11 protein-coding genes are annotated in these 16131 nt (G+C 63.0%); 7 read left to right on the forward strand and 4 right to left on the reverse strand.

Annotation, left to right across the window (positions count from 1 at the left end):
• Positions 1-6: 6 nt before the first annotated feature.
• From B0G81_RS28585 to B0G81_RS28595, 4 genes are all read right to left on the reverse strand, one after another.
• Positions 7-2397: a PIG-L family deacetylase gene (locus B0G81_RS28585; protein WP_134139886.1), complete on the reverse strand. Its 2391-nt coding sequence runs from the start codon at positions 2395-2397 to the stop codon at positions 7-9.
• A 130-nt stretch (positions 2398-2527) separates the two neighbouring features.
• Positions 2528-2980, reverse strand: coding sequence for a GDP-mannose mannosyl hydrolase (locus B0G81_RS28590; protein ID WP_134143226.1), 453 nt, complete (start codon positions 2978-2980; stop codon positions 2528-2530).
• Positions 2981-3025: 45 nt separating this feature from the next.
• Positions 3026-3175, reverse strand: coding sequence for a hypothetical protein (locus B0G81_RS43850; protein ID WP_166679073.1), 150 nt, complete (start codon positions 3173-3175; stop codon positions 3026-3028).
• 113 nt (positions 3176-3288) lie between these two features.
• Entirely contained in the window at positions 3289-5577 is a 2289-nt protein-coding gene (locus tag B0G81_RS28595; protein ID WP_134139890.1) for a hypothetical protein, read from the reverse strand.
• 802 nt (positions 5578-6379) lie between these two features.
• Here B0G81_RS28595 and B0G81_RS28600 point away from each other — a divergent pair.
• From B0G81_RS28600 to B0G81_RS28630, 7 genes are all read left to right on the forward strand, one after another.
• Positions 6380-7369, forward strand: a complete 990-nt coding sequence (locus B0G81_RS28600) for a helix-turn-helix domain-containing protein (RefSeq protein WP_134143227.1) — start codon at positions 6380-6382, stop codon at positions 7367-7369.
• Positions 7370-7452: 83 nt separating this feature from the next.
• Entirely contained in the window at positions 7453-9000 is a 1548-nt protein-coding gene (locus B0G81_RS28605) for a mannose-1-phosphate guanylyltransferase/mannose-6-phosphate isomerase (RefSeq protein ID WP_134139894.1), read from the forward strand.
• 53 nt (positions 9001-9053) lie between these two features.
• On the forward strand, positions 9054-10439 hold the full coding sequence (locus tag B0G81_RS28610; RefSeq protein ID WP_134139898.1) for an undecaprenyl-phosphate glucose phosphotransferase: 1386 nt from the start codon (positions 9054-9056) through the stop codon (positions 10437-10439).
• 65 nt (positions 10440-10504) lie between these two features.
• A complete protein-coding gene (locus tag B0G81_RS28615; RefSeq protein WP_134139900.1) occupies positions 10505-11644 on the forward strand; it encodes a polysaccharide biosynthesis/export family protein in 1140 nt (379 codons plus the stop codon).
• A gap of 49 nt (positions 11645-11693) precedes the next feature.
• A complete protein-coding gene (locus B0G81_RS28620) occupies positions 11694-13928 on the forward strand; it encodes a polysaccharide biosynthesis tyrosine autokinase (protein WP_116119064.1) in 2235 nt (744 codons plus the stop codon).
• 88 nt (positions 13929-14016) lie between these two features.
• Positions 14017-15135, forward strand: a complete 1119-nt coding sequence (gmd, locus tag B0G81_RS28625) for a GDP-mannose 4,6-dehydratase (protein ID WP_106284425.1) — start codon at positions 14017-14019, stop codon at positions 15133-15135.
• 5 nt (positions 15136-15140) lie between these two features.
• Complete coding sequence (locus B0G81_RS28630) at positions 15141-16100, forward strand: GDP-L-fucose synthase (protein WP_106284424.1); 960 nt, start codon at positions 15141-15143, stop codon at positions 16098-16100.
• Positions 16101-16131: the final 31 nt, after the last annotated feature.

Raw genomic sequence — 16131 nt, forward strand, 5'->3', positions numbered from 1 at the left:
GTAACGTTACTGCGCGAGCCGGTCGATTCGCACCGTCTCCGAGAAAAGCCCCGGCAGTTTGCCGAGTTCCTGAGCTTCGCCCAGCGCCAGGCCGTTCCCGGATGGATAGCGCGTGATTGACGGCGCGCCGCCGGTGAAATAGAAATCGCCGAGGGTCGCGTCGGTCCGGCGAAACAGCACGAGTGCCGCCCCCCGTTTGTCACGCACGAATTCCGGAAACACGTCCGACCACGACATGCCGTGCAATGTCGCCGCCTGGGCCGGCGCGCTCGCCGCGCCGCTCAGGTCGAGCGTGGCGACGTTGATCATGGCTTCTTCGCTCGATTCGTCCAGATGCGGCGTCAGCAGAATCAGCGTGTTGCCGTCGCGGCCATGCACGGCGCCCATTGTCACTTTCACGAAGCCGGGGGCAAAAGTCGCCGGCAACACGTTGCGCTCGCCGACGCTCATGCGCGTGCCCTCGTTGGCGATCGGCGTGATCGCGAGGCGTCCGTCGGCGCCCTCGACCGCGACCAGTGATGCGCGCGAGCCGGCCGTTTCGCGTGTCAGCAAATTGACGTTCTGCGGCAGATTTCTGGCCTGCGCCCAGAGCACCGGCGCCGATCCCATTGAGATGCCCGATCCTTGCGCAGATGTCATCCATAGATCGAGCCCGCTGTCGGGTCGCTTCTGCGCGATTAGCACGCTGGCTCGTCCGGTGCCGGTAAAGTTCGCCGCCACATATTGCTGCGTCAGTTCCGCCCTGAACGCGTTGCTCGTCTGCAGCCAGAGGCGTGGAGTCTCGAACGATTCGCCGGTACTGCGAAGCAACCAGAACGCGGTCCCGCCCTGGCGCGCCGCGACGATCATCAGATCCGCCTTGCCGTCGCCGTCGAAATCACCGAGCAGGAAGCGCACGCTGTCGAAGCACAGTTTGTCGCCGGCGCAACTCGGCGCGCTCGCCAGGGGATCGAAGGGGACGGTGCTCGCGTACCACAGCGCGGGCGCCGACGCCTTGGTGAGCGACGCGGCATACACGTTGAATCCCGGACCGTCGTGTTGCCGCTGCACGTACACCACAGACTGTTCGCCCGAGCCGGCGATGTCGCCGACCATCGCCGCGGCGAGCCTCAGGTCGTTCGCCTGCGTGTGCTGCGTGGTGGCCCAGCGGTAGCGCGTGGTGAGGGCGGTGCAGCCCCGCATGGTGAGCTTGCCGTCGTTTTCGCCGAGACAATGCCGCATTGGCGTATAGACGAGGCCGAAGTCCCACGGCGTCCAGCTTTGCGCCACGTCCCATTGATCGCAAGTCTCCGCGACCAGGTAGCCGTCGCGCTCGGCGATACATTGCGAGGTCGCGACGCTCACGAGCGCGGCGTTGCGCGTATTGCCGGGATACACTGTCAGCGGATCCCATCGCCATTGCTGCGCGGACGAGTCCGTGCACGCGGCGAGCGCCGGCGCGCGGCCTGGTCCCGCGGAAGTCAGGCAGCGGCTCGCCGCCGCGTTGAACAGCTGGATCGGATGAGACACGAAATCAGGCACGCGGCGATCGGTGCGATCGTCAACCACATAGCGGCGCGAAATCCAGTTGCCGTCCCACTGAAACTCGCCGAATACGTGGGACGACTCGCTGCCGTCGATGGAAAAATAGCTGGCGACGATGTCGCGCTTGCGCTGCACTTCGGCAGCGGGAAGATTACCGGGCCAGCCGCCGGTCGGATAGGTGACGTGGTAGACGATCGGCACGCCTTTGCCGAGTGTCTGCGCGACGTGGCGAGTAATACGCGCGGAATAGATATGATCGGGATGCTCGATAAACGGCACGGTGTCCGGATTGAGCGTGTAGATCAGCGTCGCCGGCGCGAGCATCGCTTTTAAAGTAGCCGACAAGGAATCGCGATCGTATTTCACGCGCACGGAGCCGTCCGCGTTCATCGGATACGTGGAGATCGTGGCGTGTTGTTCCCACAACAGGCCGAGCGGTACGCGGCCGCCGCGCACGGCGCCGCCGGGCAGGCGAAGTTCGAGCAGGCGCACTTGCGGCCTGGCCTTCAGCACCATCTGATGCACGAGCTTGCCGGCAATCGTAACGTTTGATTCGAGCCACTCGTCGGGCACGCCGGCCATGCGCGCGTAAGCGAGGCGTGAGGCCCGCTCGCGGGTTTGAACGTACGCGAAATCCGCCCCGTTGGCACCGCCGATCAGATGCACCGTGGTGATGCACCAGCCCGCGTCGAGACGCTCGCTGATGGCGGGGTCTACGAAGAGCAGATCGTCGTCGAGGTGCGCGACTACCGTGACCAGTGTGCCGGGGCCGCACTCGACCGCGTGCGCCGCGCCCGGCAGGAAGGCGAAGAAGAGAACCGCGAGAAAAGCAAAGAATGCATCGCGAACGAGCGGGCTTGCCGATAATCGCATAGTGATTCGAACTCTGACGGTGAGCTCGCATCATACTGCGGCGGCCATGACCGGCACGTTGCCGAACTCACAGTCCGTCGCAAATCGCGCTCCGGCGCGGGTTCAGCCTCGTGCGACGGCTGCGGCTGCGTTAGAGGAAGTAGGCTTTGGTGTTGTCGTGGACGTCCGCGCGCGCGAGCAGTTCCGAAGCCGCAAGCCAGAGATATTCGCTGTGCTGCTCGGGCCGTCCGAGCGGCGCGGTGCCCGGGAGCGTGAGCGAATAGGCGAGCACGATGTAATGCGTCGACACGTCCGGCTCGCCCGCGAAATTGTCGCTGTAGTGATGCTCGAACACGCCTTCGAAGCGCGCCGTCGAGCGCGCCAGTTTCGCGACCCCCAGCTCGGCGTCGGCGATGCGGGCAAACGCGGCGTCGAGTGTTTCGTCTTTGTGGATGCGGCCGCCGGGAACGAACCAGGTGCCACGGGCAGGGCGGTTGCGGCGGCGTCCGACCAGCACGCGCCCTTGCGTATCGCTGACGATCAGATCGAACGCGACCAGAGGCGTGAGGCGGACCACGTCCATGAAATCGATCTCGGTCAGCAGCATGTCATCTCCCGCGTTTCTCGCGCCGGTTGAACGCGTCATCAGCTAGTAGTCGCGATGGTGATCATCGTGTCGCGTGAGCCGGCCCGAGACGCTCGTCAGAAAAAGCGCGAGCACAATCGCGCCGATCGTCGCGAAGAGAAACGCGCCGATCAACGCGGCCAGTATCAGCGTCATCCATGCAAGGCCGTTCATGTCTCGGCTCCGGCGTGTTGGTAGGCATGCTAACGTGCATCCGCTTGCATACTATGTGCGCCAGTCGCCGCAGAGGCTGTCCCATCACGCCGAAGTATCGGCACATCGCGCCGCTAATGCGCCACGTAACCCTCGGGCGTGGTGACAGCCTCCTTGAAGACGTCGGCGTTGCCGGAAACGACATAGACCGGCGCGGGCGAGAGTTTCAGGTTAGCCACGCCGTCGCGGTACGGCAAGCTCGTCGCGTTGCCCATCATGTCGAACACCGTCACTTCGCCGGCCGTGCCCGGCGCATCGACTCGCAGACGGTAGTCCACGCTGCGACTCGCGTCGAAGCCGCTTTGGGCGTTCCACTTGTCGTTGTCGTGCGTCCATAGCGCGGTCACGATCTTGCCGCCGCCGAGCCGGCGGAACGCGTAGGCGTAGACGTCTTTAGGCAGATCCTTGAGCGGTCCGAGCGTGTCGGTGCCGTCTATGATCCGCGTCATTGCCGCCACCGCGAGCGCCGCGGGTTTCGGGCTGATGCGGGCCGGACCGTAGGTGCCCTTCGGATGATCGAGCTCGAAGAAAATCCCGTAGCCGGGCGCGGCGTCCGGCATATCCGCCAGATAGAACACGTAGGTCATGTCGGCGCCTTCGCCGAGCAAAATCAGATGCGTGCGCGCCGTCACCGCAGCCTGTGCGTACAGCACGTTCGCGCCTGGATAGTTCTTCCCATAGGACTGCCCGATGTCGTAGCTGATGCCGGTTTCGGTCACGAAGAGCGGTGCGCCGGGCTTCAGGTACAGACGCATTTCGTGGCGCAGCGCGCGCATTGCGGAGGGCAGCGCGCCCGGCACGGTGCCCTGATTGCCGGTATCCGCGACGCGCTCGGGCGGGTGCGAGGGCGTGGTACCGATGTCGTAGTAACCGTGAATCGTCATGCCATCCATATAGCGGCCGATGCCTTGCGGGCCAAGCTTGCGCATCCACGTGACATTACCCTGCACTGACGAATAGGTGGGACCCATGACCACCGCATGCGGATCCGTCTGATGGATGCCTTCCCAGACGGCCTTATACATGGCGATGAAATTCGCATCCGTATCGCGCCACGGCAGACCGCCGTCCGCGTCCGGTTCCCACGTCACCTGATAGTAGTTGTCGCGCTGTTTGGGAAAGTAAGTCGTGCGCACGCGATTCGACTCGGCGCCCACCTTGGCCATGTAGTCCTTCATCTGCGCGAGCGATTTCGGCGCATAGCTGTGCGTCTCGGTCTTCGTGGGACTCGCCCACTGCGGAATGCCGTCGAGCTGGATCAACCGTAGCAGGTCGCCGCTCCGGAAGAACGGCGTGAGCTGTTTGCTGGCGGGCTCGAACGTGCCCGCTTGTTTCGGCTCCTCCATATACCAGTTGCGATTGTCATTGACCCATGTGAGGCCGAGCGCGGTATAGACCGGCCGGTAGCCGTCGCCGTCACAGCAGTGTTGCCCCGGCGCAAGATAAGCCGCGCCCTGTCCGCCGAAGCGGTGCAGATCTTCATACGGAAAACGCACGACGGGTAACGCAGCGGACGCATCGGGCAGCACGCCGAATGTCGCGATACCCGCGGGGCGCGTGCCGCGCGAATCGAGCTGACCATGGGCGCGTTCCAGCGACGCGGACACCGCGAAGTAGCCTGCCACGCTGGACGCGCAACTCAACGTGGACAGCGTCGCACCTGCCGCAACGGGAAAGCGTCCGCTGGCCCGCACGGCATTCCACGTGTCGCGTATCTGCCAATTGAGCGTGTCGCCTTGCATCGGCCGCGTGGCGAAAACCAGCGCGAACGGTTTGTTCACGGCGAACAGGCGCGTGCCGTCGCTGGGCGTATCGGCTTCGAGCAGATCGCCATTCGCGGCAACAGGTACTTGCGATGAAGGCGACGAGCAACGCAGCCCTTGTCCGGGCGGCGCCTTCAGGTTCGTGGGCGCGGCAGATTGCATTGCCGCACCCGGCGCTGCGTCGGGCTTTGCGACAGGCGCCGGCGCGTTGCTCGCCACCGTCGGTGCCATCGCGCAACGTTTCTCCACCCCGGGTGCAGGATCGCCGAATACGCCGTTATTGCACTCCGCACTGGTCGAGAACGTTTTGACGACGTGTCGCTCCGGCGTGCCATACAGCACGTCGCGCGTGCCGTTGAAGCGGCACGTGCCGTACTCCGCCGCGCACGGCGTCCACTTCCTGCCGTCTGCGGTGAATGGGCCATTGCTCACACCATTCGCCTGCGGCGCAGCATCGGCGGCCATGCATCGGCCGGCCGCGACGCCAAGCAGAATGACGGCCACTGCCGAGATAGCGAGGGCCATTTCCTGCCGTACTCCGCCGCCGGTAAAGGTGCCGTCGCGGCTTCGCGGCGCGCGCTGTTCGCGTACATTCGACATGTGCTCCCCGTGTCGTTCGCTGTCCTTCCAAGGCCACAGACGCGTCGCCCAATTACTAGTTCACCAGGTCAGAGCCGCCTCGTGTGACACCTTTGTGCAATGTGTTGCGGAAACCGCATAGTGTATTTCCGCACACCGCTGGCGGAAATAGTCCGGTCCCGTCTCGACACATTCCGCCATTGGCCCGTCTATTGCCGTGCGACCTAAAGGTATCTTATTTGTGTGTTTCAGGTTTGAAACATTAATCGTCACGTTTATATGCGTGCGATCCAATAACAACCAAGTAAATAATTTTGTCGAACTCTCAAGTGTTTATATTGGTTGTTCGTTTTACTTATTGCCATCCCCGCGCATATATCGTCAGAAGAAACCATAGTGGGCACGGGCTGCGGCAGACGTCGGGATTGTAAAGCCGGTTGCACTCATTCTGACGCCCTGATGGGAAAAAGTCACTTCAAATCCACTTCGCGATGGATAGATCAAATTGTAACTGCGCCGTTTTCGAGTAGTCGTGGTGTGTGCGGTGGCGTACGAAATGGCGTTTTTATTTGCATTAACATTCGCAGAATGCAAATTCATTCCTATGCGGAATCGGCAATTAATTCGTTGAAAAGACGGCGGTTGCGGGGTTGTTCCGAAAATCCCTGGTTGGTCACCCTGTCCATACGCCAACATGTCTGCGCTTTCGGTCATGGCGGCTAAGTGCTTGAAGGGCGGTGACTATGATGCGCTGCACAGAGGATGGCCTCTTTGCGGCCTTCCAAGGTGAAAAGTAGATCCGTTTTCTGGTGAGAGGATGACTATGACCTGCGCGAGTCTCGAGTCCGCAATGCTGCGCTGGGTGCACGCTCCGAGCAAGGGTATGCGTCGCATCGCGATACTGATGTTCAACGACTGCTCGCTGCAGGGAGCAGGGGTTGTCGCCGAGGTGTTCCAGGCAGCCAACGAAATGGCTTCGTCCGGCTCGGGCGGTTGGTTATACGACGTTTCGTTCCTGTCGGCCGACGGCGGCATGGTGACTTCGTCGTCCGCGCTGCGGGTCTGGACCGACGGGCTCGATGCGCGGCATTACGGCGGTTTCGACGCGTTGTATGTCGCGGGTGGCAAAGGCGCATTGGCTGCCGCCAACGACGAACGCCTGATTGCGTGGCTGCGCCGTGTGCGCCGCAATACCGGCATGATCCGGCCGATCGCGGAAGGTCGCGCGTTGCTCGAGGCGGCGTTCGTGCCCGACAACCACGAGCTTGGCGATGCGCATGTGCAGTCGGCGCCGACGCCGGCGCGCCAGCCCGAGCAGACGGCCGATGCGGGCGATCGTCTCGAATCGATGCGAAGCGCGCTCGCCATGATCAAGCGCGATCTCGGCGGCGCCACCGCACGTACCGTCGCCGAGCGGCTGCTGGCGGACTCATGCTCGAATCTCGCGCCGCTGCTCGGCGAAGACGGCGGCCTGAGTCCTGGCGACAAGGTGCGCGCGGCAGCTCGCTGGCTGCAAGAGAATTGCCAGCAGGCGATTTCGATTGCCGACGCGGCGCAGTTCGCCGCGATGAGCGAGCGCAACTTTCTGCGCCGCTTCAAGATGGAAATGGGCATTACGCCCTCGAGTTTTCTGTTGCACGAGCGCCTTGCGGTGACCTGCAGCCTGTTGACCGAATCGGAATTGCCGGTCGACAAGATAGCCCGCCGCACAGGCATGGGCAATGGCGATCGACTCGCGAAAGTGTTTCGTAAGCGGATGAGAATTTCGCCGACCGAATTTCGGATTCAAAGTCGCCGACTAGTCGGCGAATAGCGACGGGGCCAGCCGGCGGGCCGTGGCAACACGGCATCCGGTCCGTACTTCCATCGACTTTGGGAATTATAAGGAATGCGAATATGTTGACTCAGGGAGCTGTAGGCGCCGCGTCGGCCGACACGCACACTGCGGGTGCCGCGACGGCGGGCGCGGGTTCCAAGCGTATCGTTCCAGTCATTCTGGCGGGCGGTTCCGGCACGCGCCTGTGGCCGGTATCGCGGGAAAACTATCCGAAGCAACTGATCGACGTCGTCGGTTCCGACTCGCTGCTGCAAGCTACCGCGCGGCGCATGGACGGCTTTCCGGCCGGCTGGAGCGTGGATGCCTCGCCGATCATCGTATGCGGCGAAGAACATCGCTTCGTGATCGCAGAACAACTTCATGAAAATGGCGTCGATGCTCGTCTTATTGTCGAGCCCGCTCGTCGCGATACGGCGCCCGCATTGACGCTGGCGGCGTCGCTGGCGTGCTCGGGCGGCCGCGACGCGATTCTCGTCGTCATGCCGGCGGATCATTCGATCGCCGACGTGCCCGCCTTGCAGGCCGCGCTGGAACTCGCAGCGCGCTATGCCGAGCAGGGTTCAATCGCGACACTGGGCGTGCCGCCCACGCGCCCCGACACCGGCTTTGGTTATATCCGCGTCGGCGCCGAACTGGCGGGCGGCGGCCATGCGATCGACGGTTTCGTCGAAAAGCCCGCGGAAGAACTCGCGGCGAAGTACGTGGCGGCGGGCATGTACTGGTGGAACAGCGGCATCTTCATCGTCCGCGCCAGCGTGTGGCTCGACACGTTGAAGCGTCTGCAACCGGACATGCACTCCGCCTGCGAACGCGCATTCACGGGCGGCCGCATGGACGGTGCGTATTTCCGGCCGCTGGTCGATGCATTTCTCAGTGCGCCCGCCAACTCGATCGACTACGCGGTGATGGAGCGCCTCACCGAGACAGCCGGCCCCGAAACACCGGACAGCGCGCCGGCGACGCCGGCAGGCGTCGTGATCGGACTGAATGCCGGCTGGTCGGACCTGGGTTCCTGGGACGCCGTGTGGGCCGCGATGGAGAAGGACGCCAACGGCAACGCAGGACGCGGCCGGGTGACCTTCGAAGGGGCGGTCTCGAGCTATGCGCATTCGGAAGGCCGGCTGGTTGCCTGTGTCGGCACCACCAACGTCGTGGTGGTCGAAACCGCAGACGCGGTGCTGGTGGTCGACCGCTCGCACGTGCAAGACGTGAAGGGGCTGGTGTCGCGTATCAAGGCGCAGCACGCGCCGGAGGCCGACGCGCACCGCAAGGTGCGCCGTCCTTGGGGTTTCTACGATTCGATCGACCATGGCGAGCGTTTCCAGGTCAAGCGCATCGTGGTGACGCCGGGCGCGCAACTGTCGTTGCAATTGCATCACCACCGCGCGGAACACTGGGTCGTCGTGCGCGGCACGGCGCTCGTCACACGCGGCGAAGAGCAGTTTCTGTTGAGCGAAAACGAATCGACCTATATCCCGCTCGGCATCAAGCACCGGCTCGAAAACCCGGGCAAGGTGCCGCTCGAAATCATTGAAATCCAGTCAGGCGCTTATCTCGGCGAAGACGACATTGTGAGGTTCAACGACAACTACGGCCGCTGCTCCTAAACAGCACGCCGGACTCAACTGCGGACAAGAACGGCAAGAACGAGGTGACCAGAATGCGCAAGTTTCAGGATTTGCTCGCGCGAGTTTTCGATGTTGCATTGGTATTGGTGGGTGCGGCGGTGGCGTCGCAGATCCGCTTTGACTACCTCGCTCAATCCGGATTCTATTGGGCCCTCGTGATGTTTTCCGCCGCTTTCGCGTTGGCTATCTTTCCGGCGTTCGGCGTCTACGAATCATGGCGCGGCCGCTCCAAGCTGGTGCTGGCCGGCCAGGTGTCGCTCGCGTGGCTGATGGTGCAGGTCAGCGCGCTCGTGCTGATGTATTCGCTGCATCGTATCGACTTCGTGTCACGGCTGTGGTTCTCATACTGGACGGCGGTGACGGGCGGCCTGCTGATCGCGTACCGCCTGATGACGCACGCCGTATTGGCGAGGGCACGCAGCGCGGGACTGAATCTGCATCAGGTCGCGATTGTGGGCAGCGGCTCGCAGTGCGACGCGATCATTCGCCGGATCAACGCCGCGCCGACTACCGGTTTTCGCGCCACGGCCGTGTACAACGCGCGTCCGGATGTGTCGCCGGTCGCGAGCCCCGGAGTGCCGGTGTTCGACACGGTCGACGCGCTGGCCGGCTACATGCGGACCAACGACGTCCACGAACTGTGGCTGATGCTGTCGCTTTCCGAAGAGCCGCTGATCTGTTCGCTGGTCAGCGAATTCCGCGACGACCTGGTGAACATCCGTTTCATGCCGGACGTGCGCAGCCTCGCGCTATTCGAGGGCAGCGGCGTGATCGATCTGCTCGGCGTGCCGGCGATCAATCTGGTGGCTTCGCCGCTGTCCGCGAACTCGATGCTGAAGAAGGAAATCTTCGACCGCCTGTTCGCCTTGACCGCCTTGATCGCGCTCGCACCGATCATGCTCGTCATCGCGATCGCGGTGAAGCTGTCCTCGCGCGGTCCGGTTCTCTTCAAACAGAAACGCAAAGGCGCCGACGGTCACGTGTTCACGATCTATAAGTTCCGTTCTATGCGGTTGCACACGGAGCAAAAAGGCACCGTCAGGCAAGCTACGCGTAACGATCCGCGAGTCACGAAAGTGGGCGCCTTCCTGCGCCGCACGAGCCTCGACGAATTGCCTCAATTCTTTAACGTGTTGCGTGGCGACATGTCGGTCGTAGGACCGCGTCCCCATGCACTCGAGCACGACGACCTCTATCAGAAAGTGGTCGCGGGCTATATCAATCGCTACCGCATAAAACCGGGGATCACGGGGTGGGCACAGATCAACGGTTTTCGTGGCGAAACCGACCGCATCGAGAAGATGGAACGTCGCGTCGAACATGACCTGTATTACCTGGGCCATTGGTCGTTCGCGCTCGACATGCGGATTATCGGCGCGACGATAGTCGCCGGACTGGTGCATCGAAACGCTTATTAGTTGTTAACAAAACGCTGCGCGCTTCGTCCCTTGAGGAAAAACGCCGTGGCACAAGGAGGAACATCATGAGCTCGCTTGGTCTACGCACGGGAAGTCTCCTGGTTTTCGCTACGGCAACACTGCTTTCTGGATGCGGAATCGCGCCCGGCCAGCGGATGATCACACCGGCCGCCATTCAGGACACCGGTGGTGATTACAGTACTGAGCCGTCGCAGCAACAGCAGATTCCGATTACCGATATCAATCTCTCGCTGCTGCGCAAGATGAACCAGGCGCAAACGGCGTCGACGCTGCCGCCGGCAACGACCGCGCTGTTCGGCAAGCCGACCGCTTACAAGGTCGGCCCCGGCGACGTGCTGCAGATCGTCGTGTGGGATCACCCGGAACTCGCGGCCGCGCTCGGCCAGCCGCAGCAGAACGCGAAAACGTCGGACGCCGCAGCCGGCTTCCTGATCGACGAAAACGGCGACGTGCAGTTCCCGTATGCCGGTACGGTACATGTGGCCGGCAAGGACGCCACGACGATCCAGAAGGAGCTCTACAAGCGTCTGAGCAAGGTGTACCAGAAGCCGGAAGTGACGGTGCGGGTGGCCTCGTTCCGCGCGCAGCAGGTTTATATCGACGGCGAAGTGCGCACGCCTGGCGCATTGTCGGTCACCGACATTCCGATGTCGCTGACGAACGCGATCGGCCAGGCTGGCGGCCTCAGCGCCAATGCGGATCGCAGCCGCGTGGTGTTGCTCCGCAACGGCGTGCCGTATCAGTTGAACGTGGACGACCTGATCAAGCGCGGCCGCAATCCGTCGGACATCTACCTGCAACCGGGCGACGTGCTGCGGGTGGCGTCGCGTGAAGACAGCGGTGTCTACGTGATGGGCGAAGTCAACAAGCCGGCGACCATCCTGCCGATGCGCAACGGTTCGTTGACGCTTTCGCAGGCAATCTCCGACAGCGGCAGCTTCGACTCGAACACGGCCGCGGCGCGGCAACTGTTCGTGATCCGCAACTCGACGAGTGAAACGCCTGAGGTGTACCACCTCGACGCGACCTCGCCGGTGTCGATGGTGCTCGCGAATCAGTTCGAACTGCAGCCGAAAGACGTGGTGTATGTCGGTCAAGGCGGGCTGGTCCGCTTCAACCGTGTGTTGAACCTGCTGCTGCCGGCGATCAACGCGGCTGTAACGGGCGCCGTTCTCGCGAAATAGTAACCGCACAGTGTGAACTTGAACCTCCGGACCTTGTTGGGTGAAGAAAATGGCAATCAACTTTGAAAACCGTTACACCGACGTGTCCGGTCCGGACGAGCTTCACCTGTCGGACTATCTGCGCACGATCGTGCGAGGTTGGCGAACGATCGTCGTGGTGACGCTGATCGCGCTCGCGCTGGGATGCGCGTACGCTTTCCTCGCGCCGCCGACGTACCGCGCGGATGTTCTGTTTCACGTAGAGGACAAGACGGCGAATGCCAATGCGAACGGCAAGGATTCCTTGCCGCCGCTCACCGGCATGTTCGATACCAAGCCTTCGACGGCGGCGGAGATCGAGTTGCTGAAGTCGCGGCTCGTCACGGAAGAGACCGTCAAGAAACTGCACCTCGATATCACGGCTGCGCCGCGCTATTTTCCGGTTATCGGCGGAATGATTGCGGGGTTGGTGAACGGGCAATGGGGCTTCAAGTTGCCGCAGTTCATCAACCTGTCCGGCTATGCATGGGGTGACGAGAGCATTTCGGTGTCGCAGTTCGACACCTCGAAGGAAATGTACGACACGACCTTCACGCTGATTTCCGGCAGTGACGGGTCGTACGTGCTGCGGGACAAGAACGGTATTGCGATCCTGTCGGGGAAAGTCGGCGAAACCGTGGAAACGGATACGGCCGACGGCCCGATCACGCTGCGCGTCGATAAGCTGGTCGGCCCTGCCGGCTCGCGTTTCGAATTGCAGCGCGCCTCGACCTTAAGCACCGTGGACCGTTTACAAAAGGCTTTGCTGGTGCAGGAGACCACGCTGCAATCCGGCGTGATCCGCGCGAGTCTGGAAGGCGGCGACGCCGGCTTGACGGCGGCGATCGTCAACAGCATGGCGCGCGAGTTCGTGCGTCAGGATGTGGAGAGCCGTTCGACCGAAGCCGAGCATATGCTGGCCTTCCTCGATCAGCAACTGCCGGGCTTGCGCAAGGAGCTCGACGACGCCGAGCAACGCTACAACAAGTTCCGCAACACGCATGGCACGGTCGACCTGGGCGAAGAAAGCCGCCTGCTGCTGCAACAGATCGTCGATAACAAAACCAAGCTGATGGATCTGCAGCAGCAACGCGCGGAGATGTCGCAACGCTTCACGGCGAATCACCCGGCGGTGGCCTCGCTCGACGCGCAGATCGCCGCATTGCAAGGCGCCGCGGCCAACATGAACCGCAGCGTGGCGGTGATGCCGGATACGGAGCAGACCGCCTTGCGTCTGCTGCGCGACGTGCACGTCGATACGGAGCTGTACACCAATCTGCTGAACAGCGCGCAGCAACTGCGCGTGGCGAAGGCGGGACAGGTGGGCAACGTGCGCGTGGTCGATTTCGCCGAAGCGCCTGATGAACCCGTGCGGCCGAAGCGCGTGATCGCGATCCTGATCGCGCTCGGCGGCGGCCTCGTGCTCGGCATTCTGCTGACCTTCTTCAAGCGCGCGATGTACGGCGGCGTGGAACGTCCGGACGAACTCGAAGGCATGCTCGGCGTGCCGGTGTTCGCCGTGGTGCCGCGCAGCCAGACGCAGTTGAAGCTGCAGGAAAACGTCATGCTGCGCCGTCGCGGGCTGCATGTGCTGGCGCAGCAGGCGCCCGAAGACATCGCCGTGGAAGGCGTGCGCAATCTGCGCACCTCGCTGCAGCTCTCGCTCGATCACGCCGAGAACAACGTGGTGATGATCACCGGTTCGCGGCCCGATTCCGGCAAGTCGTTCCTGTCGGTGAATCTGGCGGCGCTGGTGGCGTCGGCGAACAAGCGCGTGCTGATTATCGACGGCGATATGCGGCGCGGCGACGTGCATTCGCATTTCGGTGTCGCGCATCAGCCGGGTCTGTCCGACGTGCTGAGCGGCGGCGACCTGAGTTCGATGATTCAGCGCGATGTGCTGCCGGGTCTCGACGTGCTTGCCAAGGGCACGCTGCCCTCGCATCCGGCCGAACTGCTGATGAGCAAACGCTTCGAGACGATGCTCGAAGAACTGAAGTCGCACTACGACCTCGTGATCGTCGACACGCCGCCGGTTCTCGCGGTGACCGACTCGACGGTGATCGGCAAGTATGCGGGCACGACGCTGCTGGTGGTGCGCCACGGCCGCCATCCGCTCAACGAAGTCATGGAGACGGCCAAGCGGCTGCGCAATGGCGGCGTGGGGCTCAGAGGCGTTCTGTTGACCGATGTGCCGCAGGAAGGTGCGTTCCTCGGCTCGGGCTATCAGGGCGGCTACTACGGCTACGACAGCATTGCCGGTTGAGGCAGCGGCCGACGGCCGGCGGCGCAACACAGCCGCGCAGCCAGGCTTCCGGCACTCGGATTGCACAGGTTAACGAGGAGAAGGCTCCATGAAACGTAAGGTCGCGCTGATCACCGGCATCACTGGACAGGACGGGTCGTATCTGGCGGAACTGCTGCTCGCCAAGGATTACGACGTACACGGCATCAAACGCAGGTCATCCCTGTTCAACACAGACCGGATCGATCATCTTTACCGCGATCCCCACGATCCGGACCAGCGCCTCTTTCTGCACCACGCGGATCTGACCGACTCGACCAGCATTCTGCGCGTCATCCAGCGCGTCGAGCCGGACGAGATTTATAACCTCGCCGCGCAGAGCCACGTCGCGGTGTCGTTCGAGGAGCCGGAATACACCGCCAACGCGGACGGCCTCGGCGCCTTGCGGATTCTCGAAGCGATCCGCATTCTCGGCTTGCAGGAAAAAACGCGCTTCTACCAGGCCTCGACCTCGGAGCTATACGGTCTCGTGCAGCAGGTGCCGCAGTCGGAGACTACGCCGTTCTATCCGCGCAGCCCATATGCCGTCGCCAAGCTGTTTGCGTACTGGACCACCGTCAATTATCGTGAGGCTTACGGTCTCTATGCGTGCAACGGGATTCTGTTCAATCACGAATCGCCGGTGCGCGGCGAGACGTTCGTGACGCGCAAGATCACGCGCGCCGTCGCGCGTATCGCGGTGGGCATGCAGAAGACCCTGTATCTCGGCAATCTGTCGGCGCTGCGCGACTGGGGTCACGCGCGCGACTACGTGGAGATGCAATGGCGCATGCTGCAACAGGAGCAGCCGGAGGATTACGTGATCGCCACCGGCGTGCAGTACAGCGTGCGTCAGTTCGTGCAGCACGCCGCCGCTGAACTGGGCGTCACCGTGCGTTTCGAAGGCACCGGCGTGGACGAAATCGGTATCGTCGAAAAGGTGGAAGGGCGCGAGATCAGGATGTCGCCGGGCGACGTGATCGTGCGGGTCGATCCGCGCTACTTCCGGCCCGCCGAGGTCGAGACGCTGCTCGGCGATCCGTCGAAGGCGCATGCGAAGCTCGGCTGGCAGCCGACCACCTCGTTCGCCTCGCTCGTCAAGGAAATGGTGCGCTCTGACTATCAGATCGCTCGACGTGACGCGCTTGTCACGCTGGCCGGATTCACGGCGCTGGAACATCACGAGTAACGGCGATGAACAAACAAGCACGCATCTTCGTCGCGGGCCACCGTGGCATGGTCGGCTCCGCGCTGGTCAGGCGTCTTGCCGCCGAGGGATATCAGAACGTGATTACCCGCTCGCGCAAGGAACTCGATCTCACGGATCAGGCGGCCGTGAACCGCTTCTTCGAAAGCGAAAAGATCGACGTGGTGCTGCTCGCGGCCGCGCGCGTGGGCGGCATTCTCGCGAACGCGACGCAGCCGGGTGAGTTCATCTACGAAAACCTGGTGATTGAAACCAACGTGATCCACGCCGCGTATCGCGCCAAGGTCGAGCGGCTGGTGTTCTTCGGTTCGTCGTGCATCTATCCGAAGCAATGTCCGCAGCCGATCCGCGAGGAGTATCTGCTGACCTCGCCGCTGGAGCCGACCAACGACGCCTATGCGATCGCGAAGATCGCCGGCGTGAAGCTGTGCGAAGCGTACAACCGCGAGTACAACACGCAGTACGTCGCGTTGATGCCGACCAATCTGTACGGCCCGAACGACAACTACGATCTGAAGAGCAGCCACGTGTTGCCGGCGCTGCTGCGCAAGGCGCACGAAGCGAAGCTGAACGGCGACGCCGCCTTGACGGTGTGGGGATCGGGCACGCCGCTGCGCGAGTTCCTGCATGTCGACGACCTTGCCGCGGCCACGCTGTTCGTGCTCGAGCACAACGTGACGGAAGGCCTCTTCAACGTCGGCGTGGGCGAGGATCTGTCGATTCGCGAGCTGGCCGAATGCATCTGCAAGGTGGTCGGCTTCGAAGGCGAACTCGTGTTCGACGCTTCGAAACCCGACGGCACGCCGCGCAAGCTGCTCGACGTTTCACGCCTGACGCAAATGGGCTGGCAGGCCACGATCGGCCTCGCCGACGGCATTGCCTCCACCTATCGTGACTTCGTCGAATCACACGCTGGTTCGACGCCCGCCGCCGCCATCGAAGCGTAGGCGCGTGGACGGCCGCCACAGCGCGGCTTTG

Source organism: Paraburkholderia sp. BL6665CI2N2, assembly GCF_004366535.1.
Taxonomy (GTDB): Bacteria; Pseudomonadota; Gammaproteobacteria; order Burkholderiales; family Burkholderiaceae; genus Paraburkholderia.

Coding starts and splice junctions, on each gene's coding strand:
- B0G81_RS28610 (WP_134139898.1), top strand. CDS start 9,054: ATGCGCAAGTTTCAGGATTTGCTCGCGCGAGTTTTCGATGTTGCATTG.
- B0G81_RS28600 (WP_134143227.1), top strand. CDS start 6,380: ATGACCTGCGCGAGTCTCGAGTCCGCAATGCTGCGCTGGGTGCACGCT.
- B0G81_RS28585 (WP_134139886.1), bottom strand. CDS start 2,397: ATGCGATTATCGGCAAGCCCGCTCGTTCGCGATGCATTCTTTGCTTTT.
- B0G81_RS28620 (WP_116119064.1), top strand. CDS start 11,694: ATGGCAATCAACTTTGAAAACCGTTACACCGACGTGTCCGGTCCGGAC.
- B0G81_RS28595 (WP_134139890.1), bottom strand. CDS start 5,577: ATGTCGAATGTACGCGAACAGCGCGCGCCGCGAAGCCGCGACGGCACC.
- B0G81_RS28630 (WP_106284424.1), top strand. CDS start 15,141: ATGAACAAACAAGCACGCATCTTCGTCGCGGGCCACCGTGGCATGGTC.
- B0G81_RS28615 (WP_134139900.1), top strand. CDS start 10,505: ATGAGCTCGCTTGGTCTACGCACGGGAAGTCTCCTGGTTTTCGCTACG.
- gmd (WP_106284425.1), top strand. CDS start 14,017: ATGAAACGTAAGGTCGCGCTGATCACCGGCATCACTGGACAGGACGGG.
- B0G81_RS43850 (WP_166679073.1), bottom strand. CDS start 3,175: ATGAACGGCCTTGCATGGATGACGCTGATACTGGCCGCGTTGATCGGC.
- B0G81_RS28605 (WP_134139894.1), top strand. CDS start 7,453: ATGTTGACTCAGGGAGCTGTAGGCGCCGCGTCGGCCGACACGCACACT.